Annotated in this window: 26 protein-coding genes; 12 read left to right on the top strand and 14 right to left on the bottom strand. The window is 65.1% G+C overall.

Translation table 11 applies throughout. From position 1 onward, the window contains the following. Positions 1-24: 24 nt before the first annotated feature. Positions 25-387, top strand: coding sequence for a hypothetical protein (locus BHK69_RS21395; protein WP_069691865.1), 363 nt, complete (start codon positions 25-27; stop codon positions 385-387). A 230-nt stretch (positions 388-617) separates the two neighbouring features. Here BHK69_RS21395 and xth read toward each other — a convergent pair whose 3' ends face one another. Continuing rightward, positions 618-1,397: an exodeoxyribonuclease III gene (gene xth / locus BHK69_RS21390; protein WP_069691864.1), complete on the bottom strand. Its 780-nt coding sequence runs from the start codon at positions 1,395-1,397 to the stop codon at positions 618-620. Positions 1,398-1,727: 330 nt separating this feature from the next. Continuing rightward, a complete protein-coding gene (locus tag BHK69_RS21385; RefSeq protein WP_069691863.1) occupies positions 1,728-2,183 on the bottom strand; it encodes a BA14K family protein in 456 nt (151 codons plus the stop codon). A 253-nt stretch (positions 2,184-2,436) separates the two neighbouring features. Here BHK69_RS21385 and BHK69_RS21380 point away from each other — a divergent pair, with 253 nt between their 5' ends. Then, positions 2,437-3,003: a TIGR00645 family protein gene (locus tag BHK69_RS21380; RefSeq protein ID WP_069691862.1), complete on the top strand. Its 567-nt coding sequence runs from the start codon at positions 2,437-2,439 to the stop codon at positions 3,001-3,003. A gap of 327 nt (positions 3,004-3,330) precedes the next feature. Here the strand turns inward: BHK69_RS21380 and BHK69_RS21375 are convergent, their stop codons facing one another. From BHK69_RS21375 to BHK69_RS21360, 4 genes are all read right to left on the bottom strand, one after another. Continuing rightward, positions 3,331-3,771, bottom strand: a complete 441-nt coding sequence (locus BHK69_RS21375; RefSeq protein WP_069691861.1) for a DUF3806 domain-containing protein — start codon at positions 3,769-3,771, stop codon at positions 3,331-3,333. Positions 3,772-3,938: 167 nt separating this feature from the next. Next, positions 3,939-5,450, bottom strand: a complete 1,512-nt coding sequence (locus BHK69_RS21370) for a helicase HerA domain-containing protein (RefSeq protein ID WP_069691860.1) — start codon at positions 5,448-5,450, stop codon at positions 3,939-3,941. A 114-nt stretch (positions 5,451-5,564) separates the two neighbouring features. After that, positions 5,565-5,846, bottom strand: a complete 282-nt coding sequence (locus BHK69_RS21365; protein WP_425285525.1) for a YARHG domain-containing protein — start codon at positions 5,844-5,846, stop codon at positions 5,565-5,567. Between the two features lie 16 nt (positions 5,847-5,862). Next, on the bottom strand, positions 5,863-7,161 hold the full coding sequence (locus BHK69_RS21360; RefSeq protein WP_069691859.1) for a GGDEF domain-containing protein: 1,299 nt from the start codon (positions 7,159-7,161) through the stop codon (positions 5,863-5,865). A gap of 223 nt (positions 7,162-7,384) precedes the next feature. On the opposite strand from BHK69_RS21360, the gene BHK69_RS21355 reads away from it, so the two are divergent. Beyond that, a complete protein-coding gene (locus tag BHK69_RS21355; protein ID WP_069691858.1) occupies positions 7,385-8,044 on the top strand; it encodes a ceramidase domain-containing protein in 660 nt (219 codons plus the stop codon). A 13-nt stretch (positions 8,045-8,057) separates the two neighbouring features. Here the strand turns inward: BHK69_RS21355 and BHK69_RS21350 are convergent, their stop codons facing one another. Further along, the gene (locus tag BHK69_RS21350) at positions 8,058-8,423 is read right to left on the bottom strand and encodes a hypothetical protein (protein WP_148663530.1); all 366 of its coding nucleotides are present in this window, start codon (positions 8,421-8,423) and stop codon (positions 8,058-8,060) included. 141 nt (positions 8,424-8,564) lie between these two features. Beyond that, complete coding sequence (locus BHK69_RS21345; protein ID WP_069691856.1) at positions 8,565-9,641, bottom strand: OmpA family protein; 1,077 nt, start codon at positions 9,639-9,641, stop codon at positions 8,565-8,567. A gap of 255 nt (positions 9,642-9,896) precedes the next feature. On the opposite strand from BHK69_RS21345, the gene BHK69_RS21340 reads away from it, so the two are divergent. Both BHK69_RS21340 and BHK69_RS21335 read left to right on the top strand, forming a co-directional pair. Next, positions 9,897-10,094 (top strand): type II toxin-antitoxin system VapB family antitoxin, encoded by a 198-nt coding sequence (locus BHK69_RS21340; RefSeq protein ID WP_069691855.1) that lies wholly within the window; start codon positions 9,897-9,899, stop codon positions 10,092-10,094. Then, positions 10,091-10,453 (top strand): type II toxin-antitoxin system VapC family toxin, encoded by a 363-nt coding sequence (locus tag BHK69_RS21335; RefSeq protein ID WP_069691854.1) that lies wholly within the window; start codon positions 10,091-10,093, stop codon positions 10,451-10,453. Before BHK69_RS21340 ends, BHK69_RS21335 begins: the two co-directional genes overlap by 4 nt. Positions 10,454-10,497: 44 nt before the next feature. Here BHK69_RS21335 and BHK69_RS21330 read toward each other — a convergent pair whose 3' ends face one another. From BHK69_RS21330 to BHK69_RS21305, 6 genes are all read right to left on the bottom strand, one after another. Further along, positions 10,498-11,850, bottom strand: coding sequence for a serine hydrolase (locus BHK69_RS21330; RefSeq protein WP_069691853.1), 1,353 nt, complete (start codon positions 11,848-11,850; stop codon positions 10,498-10,500). Between the two features lie 162 nt (positions 11,851-12,012). Continuing rightward, a complete protein-coding gene (locus BHK69_RS21325; protein ID WP_069691852.1) occupies positions 12,013-12,984 on the bottom strand; it encodes a Gfo/Idh/MocA family protein in 972 nt (323 codons plus the stop codon). Between the two features lie 298 nt (positions 12,985-13,282). Further along, entirely contained in the window at positions 13,283-14,362 is a 1,080-nt protein-coding gene (locus BHK69_RS21320; protein WP_083269596.1) for a LacI family DNA-binding transcriptional regulator, read from the bottom strand. A gap of 68 nt (positions 14,363-14,430) precedes the next feature. Further along, positions 14,431-15,594 carry a dihydrodipicolinate synthase family protein gene (locus BHK69_RS21315; RefSeq protein ID WP_069691851.1) on the bottom strand — a complete coding sequence of 388 codons (1,164 nt, stop codon included), beginning with the start codon at positions 15,592-15,594 and terminating at the stop codon, positions 14,431-14,433. Beyond that, entirely contained in the window at positions 15,591-16,073 is a 483-nt protein-coding gene (locus BHK69_RS21310; protein ID WP_069693853.1) for a MaoC family dehydratase, read from the bottom strand. The genes BHK69_RS21315 and BHK69_RS21310 overlap by 4 nt, the downstream gene beginning before the upstream one ends. 5 nt (positions 16,074-16,078) lie before the next feature. Next, positions 16,079-16,852 (bottom strand): 3-ketoacyl-ACP reductase, encoded by a 774-nt coding sequence (locus BHK69_RS21305; RefSeq protein ID WP_069691850.1) that lies wholly within the window; start codon positions 16,850-16,852, stop codon positions 16,079-16,081. A gap of 263 nt (positions 16,853-17,115) precedes the next feature. Here BHK69_RS21305 and BHK69_RS21300 point away from each other — a divergent pair, with 263 nt between their 5' ends. From BHK69_RS21300 to BHK69_RS21270, 7 genes are all read left to right on the top strand, one after another. Then, the gene (locus BHK69_RS21300) at positions 17,116-18,738 is read left to right on the top strand and encodes an acyl CoA:acetate/3-ketoacid CoA transferase (RefSeq protein ID WP_069693852.1); all 1,623 of its coding nucleotides are present in this window, start codon (positions 17,116-17,118) and stop codon (positions 18,736-18,738) included. Positions 18,739-18,748: 10 nt separating this feature from the next. Continuing rightward, positions 18,749-19,540: an enoyl-CoA hydratase/isomerase family protein gene (locus tag BHK69_RS21295; RefSeq protein ID WP_069691849.1), complete on the top strand. Its 792-nt coding sequence runs from the start codon at positions 18,749-18,751 to the stop codon at positions 19,538-19,540. A 373-nt stretch (positions 19,541-19,913) separates the two neighbouring features. Beyond that, the gene (locus BHK69_RS21290) at positions 19,914-20,273 is read left to right on the top strand and encodes a TfoX/Sxy family protein (protein ID WP_069691848.1); all 360 of its coding nucleotides are present in this window, start codon (positions 19,914-19,916) and stop codon (positions 20,271-20,273) included. A gap of 189 nt (positions 20,274-20,462) precedes the next feature. Beyond that, positions 20,463-21,680, top strand: a complete 1,218-nt coding sequence (locus tag BHK69_RS21285; protein WP_069691847.1) for an MFS transporter — start codon at positions 20,463-20,465, stop codon at positions 21,678-21,680. Between the two features lie 182 nt (positions 21,681-21,862). Beyond that, positions 21,863-22,582, top strand: coding sequence for an amino acid ABC transporter permease (locus BHK69_RS21280; protein WP_069691846.1), 720 nt, complete (start codon positions 21,863-21,865; stop codon positions 22,580-22,582). Continuing rightward, complete coding sequence (locus BHK69_RS21275; RefSeq protein WP_069691845.1) at positions 22,579-23,235, top strand: amino acid ABC transporter permease; 657 nt, start codon at positions 22,579-22,581, stop codon at positions 23,233-23,235. Before BHK69_RS21280 ends, BHK69_RS21275 begins: the two co-directional genes overlap by 4 nt. Then, the gene (locus tag BHK69_RS21270) at positions 23,232-23,960 is read left to right on the top strand and encodes an amino acid ABC transporter ATP-binding protein (protein ID WP_069691844.1); all 729 of its coding nucleotides are present in this window, start codon (positions 23,232-23,234) and stop codon (positions 23,958-23,960) included. The genes BHK69_RS21275 and BHK69_RS21270 overlap by 4 nt, the downstream gene beginning before the upstream one ends. Positions 23,961-23,966: the final 6 nt, after the last annotated feature.

Raw genomic sequence — 23,966 nt, 5'->3', positions numbered from 1 at the left:
GCAGACCCACAGGGAGCCTGCGCCATGCGTCATGCCGTGCCCTTCAGCCTCATCGCCATCATGCTCATGGCCGCCGGCGTTGCCGCGCAGGATGATTTCGAGCGCTGGGCTCCGCTCAAAAATCCGTTCCCGAGCACGGGTGGCGGCGGCATCATGATCCACGACTACGATCCGGTCGTCGCGAACGGCAAATGCACCACGAATTTCCGGGCAATCGAGCTCAATGGCACGGTCTATCGCAATGCGATCACCTTTGAGGCGGTGGAGACACAAGGCGGCGTGCTCTGCACCAACGGCAGCTGGCGCTCGCTTGATGGCGCAGCGACCGGTACGACGCCGTTTCGGGTGTTCATCAAGGGCGGCGTGAAGCGGGGCTCGGCGGAATAGTCTTCAAGGCTGCATCAGATGAAGTAGGCGCGGGGAACCCTTCTCCCGGATGGGAGAAGGGCAGGGATGAGGGTGTGCCGCTGATTGCTGAGCGCAACTGTGCCGCAGCGCCTTCTACTGAAAGGGCGCACCCTCATCCGGCGCTCCGCGCCACCTTGCTTCTCCCATCCGGGAAAAGGAAGACCGCGTCGCGGCAGCGGCGAAGGGAAGAGCGCGTCGAGCCTCGTCGCTCAGTTCAATTCCAGCATCACCGGCACATGGTCGGACGGCTTCTCCCAGCCGCGGACATGCTTGGCGATCTGCACGTTCGCGAGCCGGTCGGCCGCCTGCGGCGAGAGCAGGAGGTGGTCGATGCGGATACCGTTGTTCCGCTGCCAAGCGCCGGCCTGATAGTCCCAGAAGGTGTAGAGGCCCGGCGCATCCGTGGTCGCGCGCAGCGCCTCGGTCAGGCCGAGATTGACCAGGCCGCGAAACGCGGTGCGCGTCGGCGGCAGGAAGAGCGCGTCATTGACCCAGGCAGCCGGCTCGCGAGCGTCGCGCGGCTCGGGAATGACGTTGTAGTCGCCGGCGAGGACCAGAGGCTCCTCCTGCAGCAGCAGCATTTGGGCATGGGCGGTGAGTCGCCTCATCCAGGCGAGCTTGTAGGGGTATTTCTCGGTGTTGGGCGGGTTGCCGTTGGGCAGGTAGATGGTAGCCAGGCGCACCACGCCGCTGCCCATGGGCAGGACGCCTTCGAGATAGCGCGCCTGCTCGTCGGCCTCGTCGCCCGGCAGGCCGCGTCGGACATCCTCGAGCTTGCTACGGCTGATGATGGCAACGCCGTTGAAGGTCTTCTGGCCATGGGTCTCGACCTGCCAGCCGGCTTCCTCGATCTCGGCGCGCGGGAAGTCGGCGTCGAAGCATTTGATTTCCTGCAGACACAGCGCATCGGGCTGCGCCTCCTTCAGGAAGTCGAGCAGATGGCCCAGCCGCTGGCGGACCGAATTGACGTTCCAGGTGGCGATGCGCACGAACCAAACTCCGACTCAGAAGAACGTGAGGATAAGCGGCAGGCACGCCGCGCTGGCAAGTCTGTTCAACGGGCAAGTCTGTTCAAGGGGCAAGTCTGTTCAACTGGCAAGCCCGTTCAGTCTGACGGCGCAAATGGCCTGGCTACAGCATCGGACCGAATATCGTATTCGGTCCGATGCTGTAGCTTTTTGATTTTGCATCGGCTTCTCCCGAAAACCGGACTCCACTTTTCGGGCCGATGCTCTAGCTCCAGACATGAAAAACCTCCGCGTATTGCTGCGCGGAGGTTGTCGTATTCGCCCGTCAGGCGATGTCAGGGGCAAGCGCTATCAGGGGCAGGAGCGGACGACGCCGCCCGAGCCAATATAGGTGCCGGTCTCTGGGTCGTAGCTGCGGAAACGGCGCGAGCAATAGGCGATCGCGTCGGGACCCGCAGCGCCATAGACCGGTGCTGCATAGACCGGGCCGCCATAAATCGGAGCCGGCTCGGCATAGACCGGACCGGGTGCGAGCAGGGCGCCGGCGGCCAGCGCGCCGATGGCGCCCGCCGCGATGCCGGCGCCGATGGCCCCGCCACGTCCACCGCGATAGCCATAGCGCCCGCCACGATATCCGCCGCGGTAACCGCCATAGCGGCGATACTGCACGGTCTCGACGAGACCCTTGCCGCTATCGGCAAGCGCCAGGGCCGAGCCTGCCGTTGCGCTGAGCGGGGCGGCGGAGGCCGGGGCGGCGATGAGGGCGCCTCCAACGAGCGCGGCCGCGATGGTCAAGGTCTTGATCATGAGAAAACTCCTTTCCTCTCCAACGCGAGAGGAACGTCATTTGTTCCCCCGATTGTCGCTAAACTTAGTCATTGCCGTGTCGTCATGGAAGCACCGATCGCAAGGATGTCCAAATTTCATCCATCGGGCTGCTTGCGGGAACTTTTGCCGTCCCCCGGCGAGCGCGGCTTGCACGACCGATGCTCTTGTACCATCTAGCGGCGGCAACCTTCTGCATTGCAACATCCGTTCGAGAAAGCCTGGAAACTCCTTCATGTCGCATTCTGGCGAACCCCCGCGCGTCCCTGTGGCCGTGAAGCTCTTGCCAACGATCATCTTCAGTTCGCGCTGGCTGCAGCTGCCGCTCTATCTCGGTTTGATCGTGGCGCAGTGCGTCTACGTCTTCCTGTTCCTGAAGGAGCTCTGGCACCTCGTCACCCATGCGACCGAGTTCGGCGAGCAGCAGATCATGCTGGTGGTGCTGGGCCTGATCGACGTGGTGATGATCTCGAACCTGCTGATCATGGTCATCGTCGGCGGCTACGAGACCTTCGTCTCGCGTCTGGGCCTGCAAGACCATCCCGATCAGCCGGAATGGCTGAGCCACGTCAATGCCAGCGTGCTCAAGATCAAGCTCGCCATGGCGATCATCGGCATCTCGTCGATCCATCTGCTGCGCACCTTCATCGAAGCCGGCAATATCGGCAGCGCGACCGCGACGAGCTATACCGCGACCGGCGTCATCCTGCAGACGGCGATCCACACCGTCTTCATCCTGTCGGCGATCGGCATCGCCTGGGTCGACAGGATGACGATGCCCCCGGTCGGCAAGGCGCATTGAGAGCTGAAGGGCTTGGAAAGCCCGGTGTCTCGGGCCCGCTCCTCAGATGTCTCTGTAGTCGATTGTCTTGGCACGGAAACACCGCGTCATCCCGGACAAGCCGCCCTCGGGTCCGGCCTTGGGCCAGCCCAAGGACAGGCTCCGCGGCACAGCTCCGGGATCGATCGTAGAGCGCGGTTCCCTGCGATGGATCCTGGGACGACCGGAGCCTGCCATCGGGCCGGCTGAAAGCCGGACCCGGTGGTCGCCCAGGATAACGAGGTGGTTCCGAATATAACGAGGTTCGCAGCGTAAACGGTGTGCTCTAGCAGGTTGTTGAAAATGTCTTCAGTGGGTGAGATTGGGCTTCGGGAGTTCAGCTCTGAGACGGCCTATCGTCTGGCACGCGTTTTCGAAAAGCTCGTGGACGTCGACAACCTCGCCGCGTTCAACTCTTTTCGAGATTGTGGTCAGCGGGAACATCACAATAGTTGTGCCTCTATCATGCAGCGCGGGGTCGCAACCATACTCATCTTCGACTGCTACCCAATCGAGGCCCATTTTCTGAGCCAAAGCATCTCCAAAGGTGATGCCTAGGCTTTGTAGTTTCCAAGTCTCGTTCGGCTCGATCCATTTCTCCTTCAGGATTGTATCGATAAGACCAAGTTTTCCCTCTAATGTCTCATAGAGATGGAGAGATTCTGAGTCGTAGTGATCGCGCACCCAGTTCCTCTGCTTTTCAACGCCTGACGCATCTTCGGCCGCAAGAGCTTTGATTTTCTGTTCCATTAAATAAATTCCGGTGCAAATTCAGCCAAACTCTTGGCGGGTGGACCAGATTGTAAGCCGTAGCGGCGAAAGTGGAAGCCCAATCGACTTTGGATTACCTGCGCTTGAAAGAAATTTCCGCGGGCTGACCCATGCTAAGTTGGTTGTTGCTACTTTTAAACAGCCTGCTAGCTCCGCACTGTGCGCGGCAGCCCGGCTGCCCTCGGTTGGGCGAGGCCAGGCGCGGTTTCCAGCCCGAGCGTCGGCAGGGCCAGCGTACGCTGGCCGCGAAAATCGACATGGCAGACGAGGAGCCCACGCTCCTCGATATAGCCGATCAGGCGGCGCGCCCGGCTCGGCGAATGGCTGCCATAGACGGCGGCAAGCTCGGCATCGGTGGGGCAGGGCGTGCGCTCGATGCCGGCCCGGGCGATGAACAGGAACAGGCTCTGGAGATCGTCGGGCAGCGCGGCGGAAGCCTCGATCGCGGCTCGCCAGGGCTCCGAGGCGGTGACCTCCTCGCTCGCGCCGGCGCGCGCCACGGCGAGCCGGCGGCGGAACTCGTCGAGGCTCAGGCTCTGGCGGCCGAGCCGACGCATGCGGCAGCGCACGGTGAAATCCTGGTAGAGCACCGCGATCTGGCGCGTGCGTGTTTCGGGATCGACCATCAATTCACGCAGGATCTCGGCCATGATCGCCTCGCGCTCTTCCGGCTCCATCGGAATGTCCGGTTCGGGCTCAGGTGCGGGCGAGGGCCTATAGGTCTCGATCTGGCGCAGCACGTCGGTGGCGGGCGGGCGCGGCCGCGGCGCCGGGCGCGGTGGCCAGTTCGTCACCGGCATTTCGTCGGCGCCGGCGGTGAAGATCAGCTTTCCCGCTTCCTCGGGCGCCTGTTCCGGCAATGGCATCAGCCCGGGCGCGCCGCCGCGATCGAGCGAGGTCGCCGGTCCGATCCGCAGCGGCAGCGGGCGCTTCGACAATGCGGGGCCGAGCGCGACGAACTGGCCGCGTTCGAGATCGCGGAACATTTCGGCCTGCTTGCGGTCCATGCCGAGGAGGTCGGCGGCGCGGGCCATGTCGATGTCGAGGAAGGTGCGGCCCATCAGGAAATTCGAGGCTTCCGCTGCGACGTTCTTGGCGAGTTTTGCGAGGCGCTGGGTGGCGATGACGCCGGCCAACCCGCGCTTGCGGCCCCGGCACATCAGGTTGGTCATGGCGCCGAGCGAGAGCCGGCGCGCTTCGTCGGAGGCCTCGCCCGCCATCACCGGTGCGAAGAGCTGCGCCTCGTCGACGACGATCAGCATCGGGAACCAGAGGCTGCGGTCGACGTCGAACAGGCCACCGAGGAAGGCGGCGACCGCGCGCAACTGCTCGTCGGCCTCGAGATTCTCCAGGTTCAGCACCACCGAGACGCGATGCTGCCGGACCCTGAGCGCGACGCGCTGGAGCTCGGCCTCGCCACATTGCGCATCGACCACGACATGACCGAACTGATCGGCGAGCGAGACGAAATCGCCCTCGGGGTCGATCACCGCCTGCTGCACGAGCGGCGCGCTCTGCTCGAGGAGACGGCGCAGCAGATGCGATTTGCCCGAACCGGAATTGCCCTGGACAAGCAGACGCGTCGCCAGCAATTCGGCGAGATCGAGCAAGGCGGGCTCGCCGCTCCGGGCGGTCCCCATGTCGATGGCCGTCGTCATGCCGTGGTTGCGTCGCCTTGATGTGCCTGTCGGACCGGTGCCTTTAGCACAGCGCAGCGCCAGGCTCGCTGCGCCGCAGCACGCCTTCCACAGCAAAGGTCGTTCATGGATCGCTCAACGCGGGCAGCGCCGGGCCCGCTCTTCGCGGGCGATATCGGCGATGGTGCGGCGCTGGCTGTTGGAGAGCGGCACATCCTCGACGGCGTCGTATTGGCAGCCGGCATTGCCGAAGGCGCTGATGCCGCGCGCGGTGCGGAAGCAATAGCCCTGCGCCTTGTAGATCTCGTTGCGGGCATACCAGAGGTCGTCGCAGGTCTCGGCGCGGGCGGGAGCCGTGGAGGCGGCCATGAGGCCAAAGCCCAGCAGGCCCAGCATCGTCAGCGTCTGGCGCGGCATTGCCCGATCCCTTGATTCAATTGCGGCGCCGAGTTTGCGGTCTGCGGCTGGCCAGGGCAACCACTGATCTTGGCCAATCCAACCCCGCCCGGTTCCGGCCGCCGGTCTTGCTCTCGTACAAAACCGCGTCGGCGCGCCGGTAGAGGCTTTGCAGCGTCTCGTGCCCGTCGAAACAGGCCGCGCCGATGCTGACGGTGAGATGCGGCGCCGTCGCCGAGGAATCATGGGGAATGGCAAGCTCGACGATGGCGGCGACGATGCTGTCGAGCAGGACCTGGGCCTGCTCCGGCCCGGTTCCGTAGAGCAGCAGGCCGAATTCCTCTCCGCCGAGCCGGGCGGCGAGGTCCATCGGCCGGCGCAGGCCGGTCCTGAGGCTGCGCGCGACCAGGCTGAGCGCAAGATCTCCGGTCTGATGGCCGTAGCGGTCGTTGAACTTCTTGAAGTGATCGACATCGAGGATGGCGAGCACCACGCCCGCGCCCTCGCGCTGCGCCTGCAGCAGGGCGGTCGCGGCGTGCTGCTCGAAGAAGCGGCGATTGCCGATGCCGGTCAGCGCGTCGAACATGGCGTAGTGATGCAGCAGGCGGCGCAGCAGGAACTGGTCGCGCTGAGCATATTCGCGCAGATAGGCCCCGACGGCGCCGACGAAAACGGCGAAGAACACCAGGGTCGAGAGCCGGATATGTTCGCGCATATGGCTGGGATCGAGCATCACGCCGCCGAGCAGGGCGGTCGCCACGGCGATCAGCGTCGCAGCGCCGAGGCTTTGGCGGAAGGTCATCCCAACCGGCAGGAAGACCGCGATGATGATGACGAACTGCGCCATGTCGGCATGGGCGAGGTCCCGCAGCTTCATGACATTGGCGCTGATGGCACTGGATGTGCCGATCAGGACCAGAGCCAGGAACGACAGCCAGGGATAACTGGGCGATGGAGGCTTGCCCTCATTGCGGCCCCGGCTCGCCAGACGCTGGATCAGCAGCAGCAGGATCGTCAGCACGACCAGGCGCAGGGTGACTGTGATCCAGACATCGTAATGCCGCTCGGCGAGCTCGCGGTGCAGGTCGAGCCGCCAGAGATCGAGCGCCATGAAGGCGAGCCAGATCGCGAGCGCGGTCGCCGAGCAGATCAGCGCGCTGATGCGCTGATCCTGGCGCATATGCTGGCGGTATTCGCGCTCCAAGGAGGGTGAGAAGCGCAGGCGCCCAAAACCCTTCCTCCGCTGCTCGGCATAGAGGCCAGCCTGCGCCGGTGTCGGCGCAGCTGTTGCGGCGGCGTCGATGACCGGTCCCGGGGCGTGCATGGGCGCGACCATGCCGCCGACTATCTAAAACTCCGTTTGGGCGTGCAGTGGATTTGTCGGCTTTGGTTTAAGGTTTCCTCATGATGCTCGCCAAATCCGGCGTGATCGGACCCGTGCAAGGCGGCCACGGGAGAGGCTTGCTGCCAGCCCATCGCGGGGCGCGCAACACCAATGTCGTGGAGCACTGGCAAGAGGGGCGTTCGGGAGGCAAGAGGACCTTCAGGGGAATCGAACGGTGCTGAGCTACGGCTATTGCGAGCGGTTGAGCGGCGCGTTCTGGGCCGAGCCCTGGAATGCTCTGACGAACGGAGCCTTCCTGCTGGCGGCTGTCGCGGCCTTTCAGCTCTGGCGGCGCAGCAGCGGGCTGGACCGGCCAACGCTGGCGCTCATCGCGCTGGTCTTTGCGATCGGCATCGGCTCCTTCCTCTACCACACCATGCCGCAGGGCTGGACGCTGGCTGCCGATGTCGTGCCGATCCAGCTCTTCGCCTTCTCCTATTTCGGCCTGGCGCTGATGCGCTTCTTCGGCTTGCCCTGGCAGGCTGCAGTGCTGGGGACGCTCGCCTTCTTCGGCTTCGCGCTGCTGCTCGCCAGCGGGATCGGCTGGTTGCTGCCGCAGCCGGCGCGTGGCTCGGCCGGCTATGCTGCCTTCCTGCTGGGGCTCATTGGCGTTGCCGGCGCCTTGCTGCGCCGGCCGGGCGGCCGGGATACGGCGCGATTGGTCGGCTTGGCGGGGTTGGTGTTTGCCCTATCGCTGGCCTTTCGCACACTGGACGGAGCACTCTGCGGCGGCTGGAGCATGGGCACGCACTGGCTCTGGCATCTGCTCAATGCCAGCGTGCTCTATCTGCTGCTGAGGGCGGCGATCCTGCACCAGGGACGGGCAACCCCGTGACGGGCGGCCGAACTCACTTATGCGCGGCCATCTCCAGGCAGGTCAGCACCTGGACATAGCTCGGCGGGCCGCCCAGCCCCGCGCCCTCGACGCAGGTGGCGCGCTGCACCGGCGGATATTTCGCCCATTGCTGCTGCAAATCGACTGCCGCCTTGCTCTCGTCGTCGCGGCAAGCCTGGTTGGGGCGGCCGACGCCGGTGACGGGCTCTCCGGCATGGCGGCAGGCCTGTTCGATGCTGAAGCGGGGCGGCCTGTCGGCGACCGGCAGCACCATGCCGGAGGACAGTGAGATTGCGACGAGACCGGCGATGACCATGGCATGAACCTCCGCGAAACCACGCCCCACGCTGGAACGCGTGGTGTGCAGGCGTCGTTCCATGCTCTGCGCGAGGGGCTGCCTTGCGGCGCAAGGCTACAGCAATGTCCGATCCAACTCGATCGGACATTGCTGTAGCTCATTGTAGCAACGCGGTTTCTTCACGCGAACCGGTATCCACTTCGCTCGAAAACGCTCCGGACCTCAGTTCAGCTTCACCAGCTCGACGCGGCGGTTCTGGCTGCGGCCCTCTTCGGCGTCATTGCTGGCGACGGGAGCGACCATGCCGACGCCCGCCGCGCGGAAGCGCTTGGCGTCGAGCTTGTAGTCTGCGGCGAGCGCCTTGATCACGGCGTCGGCGCGACGACGCGAGAGATCGACATTGTAGTCGTAGCCGCCCTGATTGTCGGTGTGGCCGACGACGATGACGGCGAGCCTCGCATCCGACTTCATCAACGCGGCGATCTCCTGCAGGGTCGCGGCCGATTCCGGCTTGATCTCGGTCTTGTTGGTGTCGAACAGGATGCCGTAGAGCGCAATCTTGCCGGTCGAGCCCAGGGAGCGCGCCATCTCCTGCGCCTTCACCTCGGTCATCTTCTTCTCGCGCGATCTTGGCTCGACGATATGGACCACAGCGACCGTGCGGCCGGTCAGCGCCGTGCAATAGGTATTGTCGCCGAGCTGATAGGTCTGGACCGTGACATAGGCCTCGCCGCCGGGGCGCGGCAATTTGGCCGCAAAGAAGCGCTGGTCGCTGATCGTGCCAGTGACGGCGCAGGCGCCGTTCGAGAAGCTCGCATCCTTGATGTCCGCCTCGCGGAAGAAATACATCATCAGGCTGGATTCGCCGCCGCCGCCGCTCGACGAGCGGGTGTGCTCGCCGCCGCAGCCCTCGGTCTTGCAGGCAAACAGCACCGAGCCGCCGGCCGCCTCGACCTCGTCCTGGTAGTTGCGCAGCACCTCCAATGGCGAGCGATTGGCGGGCGTGACATAGACCAGGCGGGTGAAGGCGCCTTCGACCTCCTGCTCCTGCTTGGGCACGAACAGGATATTGTTCATTGCGTCGCGCTTGTCGGTCTGCTCCAGCCTGGCGAGCGGAACCTTGAAATCGGTGAAGGCCGAACTCGAGCCGCTGACGATGAAGGAGCCCTCATAGCGCTTCAGCATGGGGTTATCCTTCACGTCCGCGATGTCCTTGGTCGGGATCGTCGCATCCGCATGGGCTGCGCCAGACAAAGCCATCAGGGCCATCGCAACACCAGCCAGTCGAGCCCAGGCCATCGCCGTTTCTCCCGTTCGGATCTTTGGGAGCGGGACCGTATCGACCTTTCCGAGGTGACTCAATCTCGGGCTTGCGTTGGGGAAGGTGCCTTGCCTTCTCCGCGAGAGGAGAAGGTTGCGCAGCCCGAAGTCCAGCAGGCGCGGGGAACCCTCGCCAACCCAAGTCGGATGTTTCCGACTTGGGTGCCGTTTCGCTCAGGCATGGAAAAGCGCATCGATTGATGCTAATCTTGACGCCTGCAAGGAGAGCATCTGATGCGGACGACCGTGGCGCTGGACGATGAATTGCTCGCCAAGGCGCAAGCCTATACGGGCCTGCGTGAGCGCAGCGCGCTGCTGCGCGAGGCGCTGACGGCGCTGATCGAGCGTGAAAGTGCTAGGCGGCTTGCGCGACTTGGCGGATCGGACACGGCGGCTGAAGCCGCGCCGCGCCGGCGGCCCGACGCCGCGTGATCCTGGTCGATACCTCCGTCTGGATCGATCACTTCCGCCGGGCCGATGCGAAGCTCGGCGCCCTGCTCGAGGCCGGACAGGTCCTGGGCCACCCGTTCGTGACTGCCGAGCTCGCGCTCGGCACGTTGCGTCAACGCTCTGTCGTCATCGACGCATTGCAGGGCTTGCCGCAGGCGGCGGTCGCGACGCACGCCGAGCTTCTGCTGCTGATCGAGCGCGAGAGATTGGCCGGGATAGGGATCGGCCATGTCGACGCCCATCTCATCGCCGCGACGCGCTTGATGGGGGATGCGCGATTATGGACGCGTGACAAGAGGCTGGAGGCGGTGGCGCAGCGGATGAAGCTGGCGATCACCTAGCGCCGGTTTGCTAAGAGCGTGAGCTAGGTGGTTTCCCTCGAAGACTACGCTACGCGAACAGCAATCCGGTCGCTGCCATTCTCGTGGAGGATCAGACGTGCGGCTCGCCCGTCGTCGCCGGGTTCAAAAGTGATCTGTGCGTTAGTGATCTGTGCGTTTATAGCCCTGTAGAAATATTGCCACTCCGATGAGGGAAACAGCCGGATCGCTTCGCCAGTATGACGGACAAAAAGTCGGCCATCTGAGTTTGTAACTTCGAGCACTCGGCGAGGGCTTATCTGATATCGGCCGATCAGCCGGGTGAAGACAGCAGAGTCTACTGCGGCTTCCTTCCTGAACCAGAGTGGCGAACAACGCGTATCGAGTATGTGAACGCCGAGGTCGACGACTGCATCGACATTGGAATTGCTCAGCACGACGATCCCGCGTTCCCACTCAGGGATATACCTTATGTGTGATCTGGTCCCACCCGTGCGGCCGGAATGAGCGATAGTTATGCCGCCATTGGGATGCGGTGCTCCTAACCCTAGCCCGCCCTGTTCGCGCGGAGTGACGATGGGTGACACCATGCTTCCGATTGGTGATTGCGCATCGCCTAACGCTTCAACAAAGATGAGCATGTCAACGGCAGTCGAGCGCAGAGCGCCAGCTCCCGCCAGAACGTTGAGGTTCCAAAGCGGGATAGCCTCCAAGCTGGAATCGTGGGGGCTTGCCAGCCGTTGCTCCAGATGAGGCGGTAGGCCAATGACCGTATCGTTCATCGCAAGCGGAACGAGTATTCGGTCCCGGAGCAGAGTTTCGTAGTCCCGGGCGCCGGCACGACGGGCTAAGGCATGTCCGAGCAATCCAGCGCCAACATTGGAGTAGCGATAGGCATCGCCAGGCGTCGACGACAGCTCGTGTTCCCCCAGGAATTCATAAAGCTCGCTGGCTGTGTAGTGAGCATAGGGGTCGTCAGGGTCGCGAGGTTGCAGATTGGTCGGGCGTTTTGGCAATCCAGAGCGGTGTGTGGCGAGGTCACAAAGAGTGATGTCTCGTCCGTTGCGAGTCGGAACGCTCACCTCACTCGGCAGGAGGTGGGCAACGGGCTCATCGAGGCCGACTTCGCCGCGCTGCGCCATGTCGGCCAGAAGCAAGGCGGTGAACAGCTTCGTAATCGATCCGATTTCGAAAATCGTGTCTCTCTTCACGGGATCATTGGAGATGCCATCCCGGTACCCGTGCGCGACAAAAATCCGTTCTCTCGCGTCTGAGGTGCCAATGATCATGCCGCGCGATAAACGCAATTCGTCGACGCGCTGAACCAGCATCCGCTGAATCGCTTCATTCGGCGGGAGGCCTGGGGGGATGAAGGCAAGCGACATGGCGATCTCGCGATTTGCCGAGGGCTCGGCCATCCTTCTAGCTTGCCCGAGGTCGGTTCGCGATGGAAACCAAAGCTACAGGCTCCTGATCCGGCGTGGCCCTGGCTTTTTCTAACCTCGTATAGCGTCTGACTTGATTCCGGAGTGGGCGCCAAGCGGACGTCATCCGGCCGCTTGAACCCATGGGTTCAAGCCCTAGCTCGCCAAAATGCCCTCGACGATCTCCTGGACGTTCAGCGCCTCGGTCAGCGTCGCCAGGTGATGCGACTGGCCCTGGGTGAGGCGCACCACGCCTTCGAGCTGGCGCTTCAGGGCGAGCGGGCGGGCTTGCTCGTTCGACATCGCGCCGGGGGCGTGCTGCCAGCTGCCATCGGGCAGGCGGCGTTCAGCGATCGACCAGTCGCAGAGCCGGACCGCGCCCTTGTCGCCTTCCAGCATCCAGATGTTGTGATCGTCTTTCGCGGTTGTGCCGACGCCGCCCTTGAGCACGACCGGCACCTCACCGGCGAAAAGCCGGGCTTCGATCGCGCGCTCCGCCTTGCCGGCTTCCGGGAATCTCACGCTGGCCGAAAGCCGATGCAGCGGGCCGACCAGCCGGCGGCTGAGGAACAGGAAATGCGACACCACCTCGCGGGTGAAACCGCCCTGCGCCGGCTTGTCGAGCCAGGCTGCGGCGTCGGCCTGCCAGGAGCGCGGCCAGGTCGCGAAGGCGACCTCGATTTCGATGCGCGAGACCTGGCCGATCTCGCCCTGCGCGACCCAGTCCTGCAGGGTCGCAACGGCGAGGGAGGAAGCGAAGGGGAAGTTGACCGCGCCCCGCTCGCCGGCGCTGGCGACGAAGGCGCGCGCATCAGTGACATCGACCGCAAGCGGCTTCTCCGCGAAGACGCTTTTGCCCGCAGCCAGCGCGGCGCGGGCATGGTCGAGATGCGAAGCCGGCGGCGAGGCGATGTAGACGCAGTCGCTGGCGGCGATGATCGCGGCGGCATCGGCCAATTGTGGAACGGTGGGGAAGGCGGCGGCGATGCGTGCCATGGCGGCGGGCGCCGGGTCCCAGATGCCGCTGACCCGCAGGCTGCCCTGCGCCTGTTCGAGGATCGCGCGCAGCAGGCGCTCGCCCATGATTCCAGCGCCGATGATCCCGATCGAGAGTGTGGCCTGCGGCATGGCGGTGAGGATCCCGAGCTGTGACGGCTGGGGCGGGATAGCAGGATTCGCGGAGGCGGGTCACTGTCCGGCGCGCAACTGTTGTTTGGGTTCGGAACCACGTCGTCATTCTGGGGCGGCCCGGAGGGTAGAACCTGGAACCCATGGACACCACGTTGTTCGTCATGGTCGAGCTTGTCCCGGCCATCCACGTCTTCTTTGGGCGAGTGCGGTGTTCAAGACGTGGATGCTCGCCACAAGGGCGAGCATGACGAACTGGATTAGCGCCGTGTTCATGGGTTCTGGGCCAGAAGGCGCGCTAAACCAGCCCCCTCCTGCGCGGATGCCGAGCGGGCGGCGCGCCGGTCGTGTCCCGGATCACCAATTCGGTGGGCAGCAGGACGGTTTCGACCGGCGCATCAAAAGCCTCGATCCGGCGCAGCAGCAACTGGGCGGCGGTCCGGCCCACAGTCTGTCGCGCCACCGCGACGGTGGTGAGCGCGGGACGCCACAGCGTCGCCTCGGCAATGTCGTCGAAGCCGATGACGGAGAAATCCTGCCCCGGCGTCAGCTCGCGCGAGCGCAGGCCGAGCATGGCGCCGAAGGCGACGACATCGTTGAAGCAGACGACCGCCGTGGGCGGCTCGGGCAGATCGAGCAAGGCGAGCACATGGGCCATGCCGGTGTCGCGCGTCGCCGGGCCCGACAGCACGAGGCGCGGTTCGAGCGCAATCCCGGCATTGAACAGGGCCTGCCGATAGCCCTCGAACCGCTCGCGGCCGGTCGAGATGTTCTCGTTGAGGCCGATCATGCCGATCCGGCGATGGCCGAGCTCGATCAGATGCCTTGTGGCCTCGATCATGCCGACGCGGTGATTGGCCTGGACGAGATCGACCTCCGCCCCCGGAACCGAGCGCGAGACCATCACGCAAGGCAGCCGCCAGGACCGGAGCAGATCGACGAAGGCGGCGTCGGTGCCCATGGCGGGCACGACGAGCAGGCCGGCCACATTATATTCGCGCACGGCCGAGACGAAAGCGCTCTGGCGCGCGACGGATTCGGCGGTGTTCGACATCAAGACGATGCGGTTCTGCTCCGTCAGCGCGTCTTCCATCGCCGCGACGATCTCGGCGAAATAAGGGTTGATCAGATCGTTGACCGCCATGGCGATCAGGCGGGACTCCGTCGAGCGCAGGCCCGCGGCGCCGCGGTTATAGACATAGCCGAGGTTTTTCGCCGCCTCGAGCACGCGCTCATGCGTGCGCTTGGGGATGGTCGGGCTGTTGCGCAGCACGAGCGAGACGGTGGCCTTCGAGACGCCGGTCGCATTCGCGATATCCACCAGAGTGGGCCGCGGGTTCACTTGCGATTGCGCCTTGCGATGCTCGAAATCTGCCACGGATTCGTCTGTTTCTGCCTCTGGATGGATGATCTGATCGCGGAGGGCCGGCCCGTCAAGCTGCGGGCTCAGGCGATGCCGTGGAGGGCGAGGACATGCCGCATCCGCTGCGCCGCCTGGTCGGGATCTTGAAACAGGCCGATGCCGGCGGCGTGACGGAAGACGCGAGCGAGATGCAGCACCGAGCGGGCGCCCTGCTGGGCGCCGAGCATGGTGAAATGCTCCTGATGGCCGCCGAGATAGGCGAGCAGGACGACGCCGGTCTTGTAGTACTGCGTCGGGGCCTGGAACAATTCGCGCGAGAGTTCCACGGTTGGGTCGAGGATCGTCCGGAAGGGCGCGGCGCCGTCTTGCGTCAAGGCCTTGAGGGCGGCCGACGCGATTGGTGCGATCGGATAGAAGATGCCGAGCAAGGCGTGGCTGAAGCCCTTGATGTCGCCGGCGATCAGTTCGGGATAGTTGAAATCGTCGCCGGTATACATCGCGACGCCCTCGGGAAGGCGGCGGCGCATCGCGATCTCGAGTTCCTTGTCGAGGAGCGAGATCTTGATGCCGGCGATCCTGCCGGCATTGTCGGCGATCATGCCGAGGCAGGAATCCATCGCGGCGTCGATATCGCGGCCGCCCCAATAGCCGGCAAGCGCCGGATCGAACATCTCGCCGAGCCAGTGCAGGATCACCGGCTGGTCGGCCTCTGAGAGGACGCGGGCATAGACGCGGGCATAATCGGCGGGGGATCGCGCCGCCCGCGCCAGCGCGCGGCTCGCCATCAGGATGACACGCCCGCCGAGGCCCTGGACATAGGACAACTGCTCGAGATAGGCGGCGATGACGCTCTCGATCGTCGCGTCCTCGGGCGCGAGCTGTTCGGTCCCGACGCCTGAGAAGACCACCGCACCGGGCCGCTGGCGGGCGCTGGCGAGCGTGTTGCGGATCAGGATTTTCGCGGAAGGCCAATCCAGCCCCATACCGCGCTGGGCGGTGTCCATCGCCTCGGCGACGCCGAGGCCGAGATCCCAGAGATGCTCACGGAAGCGCTGGGTCGCATCGAAATCGATCGCGATCTCGCGCATCGGCGCGATATCGGCCAGCGGATCGGCAACGACATGTGCGGCCGACAGGACCGCGCGCGCCAGCGTTTCGCCGGGACGGGCGGTGTTCCAGCGGACGGGATCGGGCAGGGCGAAGCGTTCCAGCGAGCGGTCTGCGCGGGGAAGAGCGAGCGTGATCATGCGGGCGTCCGTTCCGGGGCTTGAGGGCGCAGGCGGGTGAGGAGCGTGGTGTCGCCCTCCTGGGCGATCTCGCCATCGCGTTTCACCACTTCGAAAGCGAGTGTGACGATGCCTTGCCCCTTGCTGGACAGGCGCTTGCCGGCGACGCGGATCTGCGCGCCGATGCGATCGCCCGCGAAGATCGGACCCTTGAAGCGCCAGTTCCAGCCGAGCGAGGCGACCGCCATGATGCGCACCGAGGCCCGGTTTTTCAGCCCGTCCGTCAGCGCCAGGCCGAGCAGGCCATGGGCGACCCGGGCCGGAAAGCCCTGCGAGCGGGCAAAGTCGTCATCCATGTGGATGTCGAAGAAATCGCCGGAGAGGCCGGCGAAGGAGACGATATGGGCCTCGGTCACGACCAGGAAGCCGGTCTGGTAGCGATCGCCCTCCTCAAGGTCCTCGAACCAGTATTCGCCCGCGGGAAGCTCTCTGCCGCTCATGATCGTCACAGCCTGCGAACCGCGAGGCCGCCATCGACCCGCACGACCTCGCCGGTCGAATAGGGCAGGGAGCCGCAGGCCAGCATCGCGGCCGCCTTGCCGATATCCTCGGGCTCGCCCCAGCGGGCGAGCGGGGTGAGGCCAGTTGCGAAGAGCGCGTCATAGCGCTCCTTCGCCACGGCAGTCATGTCGGTGCGGATGATTCCAGGGCGGATCTCGTAGGCATTGATGCCGTCTCCCGCCAGGCGCGCCGCGAAGAGCTGGGACATCATCGCGAGCCCCGTCTTGGACATGCAGTACTCGGCCCGGTCGGCCGAGGCGAACTCGACATTGATCGAGGAGATCGTGACGATGCTGCGGAAATGCTCGGATGGGGCTTGCACCATCTTCCGCGCCACGGCTTGCGTCAGGAAGAACGGGCCCCGCAGATTGACCGTCATCAAGCGGTCATAGCTCTCGGGCGTGACCTTCAGGATGTCGTCGCGCCTGGCGACGGAGATGCCAGCATTGTTGACGAGGCAGTGCAAACCGCCGAAGGCGGCCCAGGCCTCATCGACCAGGGCTTGCTGGCTGGAGAGGTCGCTGATGTCGCCGGCCAGCGCCACGGCCCGGCCGCCGCGCACCTCGATTGCTGCGATGGTGGCGGGCAGGTCATCGGATTGGGCCAAGTCATTGGCGATGATGTTGAATCCGGCATCCGCCAAGGCGAGCGCGATGGCGCGGCCGATGCCGCGGCCCGCGCCCGTGACCAGGGCGTTTCCGAGCTGTCGTCGATCCATTCCAGCGTTTTCCGCTTGATTTTTTCAGTTGCACGGCCTTGTTGAGCCCGTTAGTAAATCGATCTACTAGAACGATCAAGTCAGTTTTTAAGCTGCGCCCCTGGGAGTGGAACGATGAGGCTCAAAGTGAAGCGCCGCGCCTTTGGCGGCGGGGACGGTCTGATGCCGCCCTGGCTTCGCGCGCCCATCATCGCCCGCGCAGGACAGCAACCCGCCCGGCGAGGCGTGGACATGCCCGGCTCCGACCCGATGAGAACGCCATGATGAACAAGATCATTTCCGCGGCCGAGGCGGCGCGGTTCATTCCCGACGGGGCGGTGCTGGCGATCGGCTCGTCGGCCGGACTCAACTGCCCCGACCACATGCTGAAGGCGGTCGGCGAACGCTTCGCCGGGGAGGGGCATCCGCGGAATTTGACGGTGTTCTCGCCGATCGCGGCCGGCGACATGTATGGCGTCAAGGGCATCGACCATCTCGCGCGCAAGGGCCTGCTCGACACCATCCTCGCCGGCTCCTTTCCGAGCGGGCCGTCCTCGCTGCCGTCGCCGGCGATCTGGGAGATGATCGAGCGCGACGAGGTCGCGGCCTATAATTTGCCGTCGGGCGTGATGTACGACATGGCCCGCGACGCGGCGGCTAAGCGCCCGGGCGTGCTGACCAAGGTCGGCCTCGACACCTTCGTCGATCCGCGCCTCGATGGCGGCAAGATGAACGCAGCTGCGGCGCGACGCGGCGAGGTGGTGCAGGTCGTCGAGTTCGCCGGCGAAACCTGGCTGCATTTCCCCAATCATTTCCCACAGGTCGCGATCATTCGCGGGACGACGGCCGATGAGCGCGGCAACATCTCGATGGAGCAGGAGGGGGCGGTGCTCGGCATGGTCGACCTCGCGCTCGCCGCCCGCAATTCGGGCGGGATCGTCATCTGCCAGGTGAAGCGAACGACGGCTGCAGGGACGATTCCCGCCCACAAGGTCCATATCCCGTCGACATTGGTCGATTACGTCGTCGTCGATCCCGACCAGGTCCAGGCAACCGAGATCCTCTACGATCCCGCGATCAGCGGCGAAGTCCGCCGCCCGATCAGCAGCTTCAAGCCTGAGCCCTTCAGCGTCGACAAGGTGATCGCGCGCCGCGCCGCGATGGAGCTGATGGATGACGGGGCGGTCAATCTCGGCTTCGGGATCTCGGCGCTGGTGCCGCAGATCCTGATCGAGGAGGGCCAGGCCGAGGCGGTGACCTGGGTGATCGAGCAGGGCGCCGTCGGCGGTATTCCCTTGACCGGCTTCGCCTTCGGCTGTGCCGCCAATGCGCAGGCGATCTTCCCGACCCCGCAGCAATTCACCTATTTTCAGGGCGGCGGCTTCGACTGCTCGCTGCTCTCCTTCCTCGAGGTTGACGCCTTCGGCAGCGTGAACGTGTCGCGATTGCCGTCGCGGCCCTATCTCACCGCCGGTTGCGGCGGCTTCGTCGACATTACGACGCGGGCGCGCAAGATCGTCTTCAGCGGCTATTTCACCGCCGGCGGCTTGCAGGTGGCGGCCGAGGATGGCGGTTTGCGCATCCGGCAGGACGGCAAGATTTCCAAATTTGTGCCGGAGGTCGGCCATGTCACCTTCAGCGGCCGCAACGCCGTCGAACGGGGGCAGGACATCACCTATGTCACCGAGCGCTGCGTTCTCAAGCTGCGCCGCGAGGGCTTGACCGTGGTGGAGGTCGCGCCGGGCGTCGATCTCGAACGGGACATCCTCGCCCGGGCGGGCACGCCGCTGCAGGTGGCGAGCGATCTCAAGCTGATGGATGCGCGATTGTTCCGGCCGGAGCCGATCGGCCTCAGCCTGGCGCGCAAGCCGGCCCCGGCGATCCGTGCCGGCCTGCAGGCTGCGTGAGGGGCGAACGATGACTGACAGCCTCCTGAAGAACGACGTTTTCGAGGCGGTGCTGGCCGCGCCCGGCGTCGTGCTGATCCGCATCATCGCCAAGCCGCTCGGCGTGTTCACCATCGCGGCGCGGCAGGCGTTGACCGCCTTTCTCGAGAGCGTGCAGCGTGATCACGGCGCCCGCTGCGTCGTATTGATCGGCAGCGGGCAGGCCTTCTCCGTCGGCTCCAATATCCGCGAATTCGAGGCCACGGCCGCCTGGATAGAAGAGGCGCGGCTGGTGGAGACGAAGCTGAACGAGACCATCGAGCGCGGCCCGGTGCCGGTGATCGCCGCCTGCAACGGGCATACGCTGGGTGGCGGCATGGTCCTGGCGCTGGCCTGCGATTTTCGCATCGCCGGCCGCAGCGCGAGCTTCGGCGTTCCCGAGGTCAAGCTCGGGGCGATGGCGACCGCGACGGGGACGCAGCGTCTGCCGATGCTGATCGGGCGTGGCCAGGCGCTGCGCCTGATGCTGACGGGGCAGACGATCGGGGCGGAGGAGGCCTACCGGATCGGGCTGGTCGAGGAACTCGTCGGGGATGATGAGCTCGAAGCCCGGGCGCTCGCGGTCGCGGGGCTGATCGCCAGCCAGTCGCCCAAGGCTGTCGCGGCCTCCAGGCGCAGCGTCTCTGCCGGGCTGCGCAACGGCTATCAGGCCGGGCTTCTGCTGGAGGAGGAGATCACCGTGCCGCTCGGCCTCTCCGACGACGCCATCGAGGGCAAGGCCGCCTTCGTCGAGAAGCGGCCGCCGCGCTTTGTTTCGGGCTGAGAGCCCCGCGGACATCAACGAGTGATTTCAAGGCTCTGTCTTGAACGCCTCCGCTCCGTCATTCCGGACGCAGCGAAGCGGAGATCCGGAATCCATCGTAGAACTCCGGAGCCCTCCGATGGATTCCGGATCGGCGCCGCTAGCGCGGCTTGTCCGGAATGACGGCGCGGGTGATGGCGAGCGATTGCGGGCCTTTGATCTCGCTGGATTTCTTTCAAGTCGGCCTCTCATGGATGGGGCTCAGGGGGCCAGCACTCTCTTCGTTGGCAGCGCCCCCCTTCCAATGATGGCATGATGAAGGAACGCTACGGCCTTGCGCCCCTGACGGGTCTCCTTGAATGGACCTCACCGGGCCGGGATTTAAGGACTGACGATGGTCGCCAGCCAAGGCTTTGCCGAATTCCTGCGCGAGCAGCTTGCGCCGCTCGGCCGCGTCACGCTGCGGCGCATGTTCGGCAAGACCGGCCTGTTCTGCGACCAGGTGATGTTCGCGGTGGTGGCGGAGGACACGCTCTATTTCCGGGTCGACGATCACAACCGGGCGGAGTTCAAGGAAGCCGAAGCCTTTCCGCCGCTGAGCTATGAGAAGCAGGGGCAGGTCATTGACCTCTCCTTCTGGCGTGCGCCTGAGCGATTGCTGGATGAGCCAGACGAGCTCGTCATCTGGGCGCGATCGGCGCTGGCGGCGGCGCGCCGGGTCGCAGTGAAGCGCGTGTCGCCGCGCCGGGCGTGATCCTGGACCGACCGCCGTCAAGCGTTCCGTTCCCTTCGCGGGCGCTCCCGTGACCCACTTGGCGCCGCGCGCTGCGCGCAGGTCGGCGCCGTGATTTTGCCGGCTTGTTTCATGTCGTGACATCCACCATGACGAACACGTCCGGGCCGTTGCGACAAAACGCCCCGACAACGACATGAGAACACGGCGATGAATCTCAATAGTCCGGTCGGCGTCTCCCAGCGCGCCGCCATGCCCGTGCTGATCGCGCTCAGCACGACCCATCTGCTCAACGATATGATGCAGTCGCTGATCCCTGCGATCTACCCGATCATCAAGAGCGCCTATGCGCTGGATTTCGGGCAGATCGGGTTGATCACCCTGACCTTTCAGATCGCGGCGTCGCTGCTGCAGCCGCTCGTCGGATCCTATACCGACAAGCACCCGATGCCCTATTCGATGGTCGTCGGCATGGGCTTCACGCTCGCCGGGCTGATCGGGCTAGCCTATGCCGGCAACTATCCGCTGCTCTTGCTGGCGGCTGCCTGCGTCGGCATCGGCTCTTCGATCTTTCATCCCGAGGCGACGCGGATGGCGCGCAGCGCGTCCGGCGGGCAGCACGGGCTGGCGCAGGGCATCTTCCAGCTCGGCGGGCAGACGGGAGGCGCACTCGGGCCGCTGCTGGCGGCGTTCGTGATCGTGCCGCGCGGCCAGACCAGCCTCGCCTGGTTCTCGGCCGCGGCACTCCTCGCGATGATCCTGATGACCTGGACCGCCAGGCGCCATGCTCAGCTGCGGAGCCAGCAGGCGGCCGCTCCGGTTGCGGTCAAGCTGGCGTCGGTGGCCGGGCCGCCGACCCGTCGCATCGCGAGCGTCGTCCTGCCGATCACGATCCTGGTCATCCTGCTGTTTTCCAAGAACGCCTATTCGCAGAGCTTCAGCTCGTTCTACACCTTCTATCTGATCGGGAAGTTCGGCATTTCCGTGCAGACCTCCCAGGTGATGCTGTTCCTCTTCCTGGTGGCCTCGGCGGCCGGGGCGGTCGGCGGCGGCATCCTGGGCGACAAGATCGGCCGCAACAAGATCATCTGGTTCTCGATCCTGGGGGCGCTGCCCTTCACGCTGATGCTGCCTTTCGCCAACCTGTTCTGGACCGGCGTGCTGACGGTGGTGATCAACCTGATCATGTCGAGCGCTTTCGCGGCGATCCTGATCTACGCGATGGAGCTTCTGCCCGGCCGCGTCGGATTGATCGGCGGCCTGTTCTATGGGCTGTCCTTCGGTCTCGGCGGCGTTGCCGCCGCCATGCTGGGGGAGCTCGCCGACTGGGTCGGCATCGAGACCGTCTACCGGATCTGCGCGTTCCTGCCGGCGATCGGCCTGCTGGCCTGGTTCCTGCCGAAGATGACGGAGCAGCGGGTGCGATAAGCCCGATGCCGCATCAGGATTGGCGCCCGCCTGCATGGTCGCGCCGGCAGGTGCGGCTGAAACCGCGAAGCCTGTTGACAAAGTCTCTCCGCAATCGAACTATTCCACTATAGCGGAATTGCGGAGACCTTGATGGACATCCGAGACCGGCCCGGGATTCCACGCCACGCCGCTGCGATGGCATGAACTATCGCTGGAACTGGTCCATCCTGCTGCAGGAGCCCTATACGGAGTGGCTCTGGAGCGGCTTGCAATGGACCGTTGCGATCAGCCTCGTCAGCTGGGCTCTGGCGCTCTCGGTCGGCCTCGTCGTCGGCGTGGTCCGCAGTTTGCCGAGCGGCATTCTTCGGGTGATCGCCGGCATCTATATCGACGTCTTCCGCAACATCCCGCCGCTGGTCCAGCTCTTCCTGTGGTATTTCGTCCTGCCCGAGATCGTGCCGGAGACCATCGGACTCTGGATCAAGCGGGATCTGCCCCATCCTGAATTCGTCACTGCCGTGGTCGCGATCGGGCTGTTTGCGGGCTCACGCGTCGCCGAGCAGGTCCGTGCGGGCATCGAGGCCGTCGGTAATCATCTGATGCCGGCCGCGCTGGCGACGGGCTTGCGTCCAATGCAGGCGTTCCGGCTGGTCGTGGTGCCGCTGGGCCTGCGCGCCATCGTCGGGCCACTGACCTCGGAGTTCCTGGTCACGGTCAAATTGTCGTCGCTGAGCCTGACGATCGGCGTGCTCGAGCTGACGGCGCAGAGCCGCCATATCGAGAACTACACCTTCCAGGGCCTGGAAGCCTTCACCGTGGCCACCATCGGCTATCTCCTGATCGGGCTCTGCGTCACGGGCCTGATGCGCCTGATCGACGACAGGGTCGGCGGCGCGGCCCTGCGCAAGGCAGGCTCATGAGCGATTTCGACTGGGGCGTCATCGCAAGATCATGGAGCTTCCTGGCCGAGGGCATGGCGCTCAGCGCCTTGCTGGTCGTGGTCGCGACCATCGGCGGATTGGTCATCGGCTTTGGCCTTGCCTTGATGCGATTGTCGTCGAACCGGCTGATTGCAGGGCCGGCCGCGGCTTACGTCACGGTGATGCGCTCGCTGCCGCTCGTCCTGGTGCTGTTCTGGTTTTACTTCCTGGTGCCGCTGGCGATCGGCCGGCCGATCGGCTCGCTCGCCTCGGCGCTGATCGCCTTCGTGATGTTCGAGGCGGCGTTCTACTGCGAGATCATCCGCGCCGGCATCAACAATGTCCGCCAGGGCCAGACCGAGGCCGGGCTCGCCACGGGCCTGCGGCGCTCGCAGGTGATGCGCCACATCGTCATGCCGCAGGCGCTGAAGGCGATGACGCCGCTGGTGCTGAACCAGATCATCATCGTCTTTCAGGACACCTCGCTCGTCTATGTCGTGGCGCTGCACGACTTCCTGACGACGGCAAGCATCGTGGCCGCACGCGATGGGCGGCCGACGGAAATGTATACGCTCGTCGCCGTGGTCTACCTGATCATCTGCCTGTCATCGACCAAGGCGCTGGAATTCTACCGGAAAGGCCGCGCGGGATGATCGTTCTCGAGGACGTGCACAAATCCTATGGCAAGCAGAAGATCCTGCGCGGCTGCTCGGCTTCGGTGAAGCTCGGCGAGGTCGTGGTGGTCTGCGGTCCGTCGGGCTCCGGCAAGAGCACGCTGATCAAATGCGTCAACGGTCTCGTGCCGTTCGAGCAGGGCTCGATCACGGTCGATGGCGTCTCGGTCTCGGACAAGAAGACCGATCTGCCGATGCTGCGTGCGCGGATCGGCATGGTGTTCCAGAATTTCGAGCTCTACCCGCATATGACCGCGCTCGAGAATGTCAGCCTGGCGCAGATCCATGTGCTCAAGCGCTCGCGGGCCGAGGCCGACGCCCGCTCGGAGAAGCTCCTGGCCCGGGTCGGGCTCGGCAGCAAGCTGACGAGCCGCCCGAGCCAGCTCTCGGGCGGCCAGCAGCAGCGCGTCTCGATTGCGCGCGCTCTGGCGATGAACCCCAAGGCGATGCTGTTTGACGAACCGACCTCGGCGCTCGACCCCGAGATGATCAACGAGGTGCTGGAGGTGATGCAGGCGCTGGCGCTGGACGGCATGACCATGATGGTGGTGACGCATGAGATGGGTTTTGCCCAGCGCGTGGCCGACCGTGTGCTGTTCATGGATGGCGGCGAGATCCTCGAGGACACGCCCAAGGCGCAGTTCTTCACCGACCCGGCGACGGAGCGCGCCAAGCAGTTCCTGACCAAGGTCCTGACGCATTAGAGCATC

The organism is Bosea vaviloviae (assembly GCF_001741865.1).
Lineage (GTDB): Bacteria > Pseudomonadota > Alphaproteobacteria > Rhizobiales > Beijerinckiaceae > Allobosea > Allobosea vaviloviae.
Note: the sequence above shows the minus strand (reverse complement) of the source record. Positions and strands in the feature narration are given on the sequence as shown.

Bases quoted from the DNA above. Each gene is read 5' to 3' on its own strand.
- BHK69_RS21350 (WP_148663530.1), bottom strand. From the start codon at position 8,423: ATGGAACGACGCCTGCACACCACGCGTTCCAGCGTGGGGCGTGGTTTC.
- BHK69_RS21375 (WP_069691861.1), bottom strand. From the start codon at position 3,771: ATGGAACAGAAAATCAAAGCTCTTGCGGCCGAAGATGCGTCAGGCGTT.
- BHK69_RS21290 (WP_069691848.1), top strand. From the start codon at position 19,914: ATGGTCGCCAGCCAAGGCTTTGCCGAATTCCTGCGCGAGCAGCTTGCG.
- BHK69_RS21300 (WP_069693852.1), top strand. From the start codon at position 17,116: ATGAACAAGATCATTTCCGCGGCCGAGGCGGCGCGGTTCATTCCCGAC.
- BHK69_RS21325 (WP_069691852.1), bottom strand. From the start codon at position 12,984: ATGCCGCAGGCCACACTCTCGATCGGGATCATCGGCGCTGGAATCATG.
- BHK69_RS21270 (WP_069691844.1), top strand. From the start codon at position 23,232: ATGATCGTTCTCGAGGACGTGCACAAATCCTATGGCAAGCAGAAGATC.
- BHK69_RS21370 (WP_069691860.1), bottom strand. From the start codon at position 5,450: ATGACGACGGCCATCGACATGGGGACCGCCCGGAGCGGCGAGCCCGCC.
- BHK69_RS21275 (WP_069691845.1), top strand. From the start codon at position 22,579: ATGAGCGATTTCGACTGGGGCGTCATCGCAAGATCATGGAGCTTCCTG.
- BHK69_RS21315 (WP_069691851.1), bottom strand. From the start codon at position 15,594: ATGATCACGCTCGCTCTTCCCCGCGCAGACCGCTCGCTGGAACGCTTC.
- BHK69_RS21365 (WP_425285525.1), bottom strand. From the start codon at position 5,846: ATGCCGCGCCAGACGCTGACGATGCTGGGCCTGCTGGGCTTTGGCCTC.
- BHK69_RS21360 (WP_069691859.1), bottom strand. From the start codon at position 7,161: ATGGTCGCGCCCATGCACGCCCCGGGACCGGTCATCGACGCCGCCGCA.
- BHK69_RS21305 (WP_069691850.1), bottom strand. From the start codon at position 16,852: ATGGATCGACGACAGCTCGGAAACGCCCTGGTCACGGGCGCGGGCCGC.
- BHK69_RS21330 (WP_069691853.1), bottom strand. From the start codon at position 11,850: ATGGCCGAGCCCTCGGCAAATCGCGAGATCGCCATGTCGCTTGCCTTC.
- BHK69_RS21395 (WP_069691865.1), top strand. From the start codon at position 25: ATGCGTCATGCCGTGCCCTTCAGCCTCATCGCCATCATGCTCATGGCC.
- BHK69_RS21385 (WP_069691863.1), bottom strand. From the start codon at position 2,183: ATGATCAAGACCTTGACCATCGCGGCCGCGCTCGTTGGAGGCGCCCTC.
- BHK69_RS21310 (WP_069693853.1), bottom strand. From the start codon at position 16,073: ATGAGCGGCAGAGAGCTTCCCGCGGGCGAATACTGGTTCGAGGACCTT.
- BHK69_RS21380 (WP_069691862.1), top strand. From the start codon at position 2,437: ATGTCGCATTCTGGCGAACCCCCGCGCGTCCCTGTGGCCGTGAAGCTC.
- BHK69_RS21345 (WP_069691856.1), bottom strand. From the start codon at position 9,641: ATGGCCTGGGCTCGACTGGCTGGTGTTGCGATGGCCCTGATGGCTTTG.
- BHK69_RS21285 (WP_069691847.1), top strand. From the start codon at position 20,463: ATGAATCTCAATAGTCCGGTCGGCGTCTCCCAGCGCGCCGCCATGCCC.
- BHK69_RS21295 (WP_069691849.1), top strand. From the start codon at position 18,749: ATGACTGACAGCCTCCTGAAGAACGACGTTTTCGAGGCGGTGCTGGCC.
- BHK69_RS21280 (WP_069691846.1), top strand. From the start codon at position 21,863: ATGAACTATCGCTGGAACTGGTCCATCCTGCTGCAGGAGCCCTATACG.
- BHK69_RS21340 (WP_069691855.1), top strand. From the start codon at position 9,897: ATGCGGACGACCGTGGCGCTGGACGATGAATTGCTCGCCAAGGCGCAA.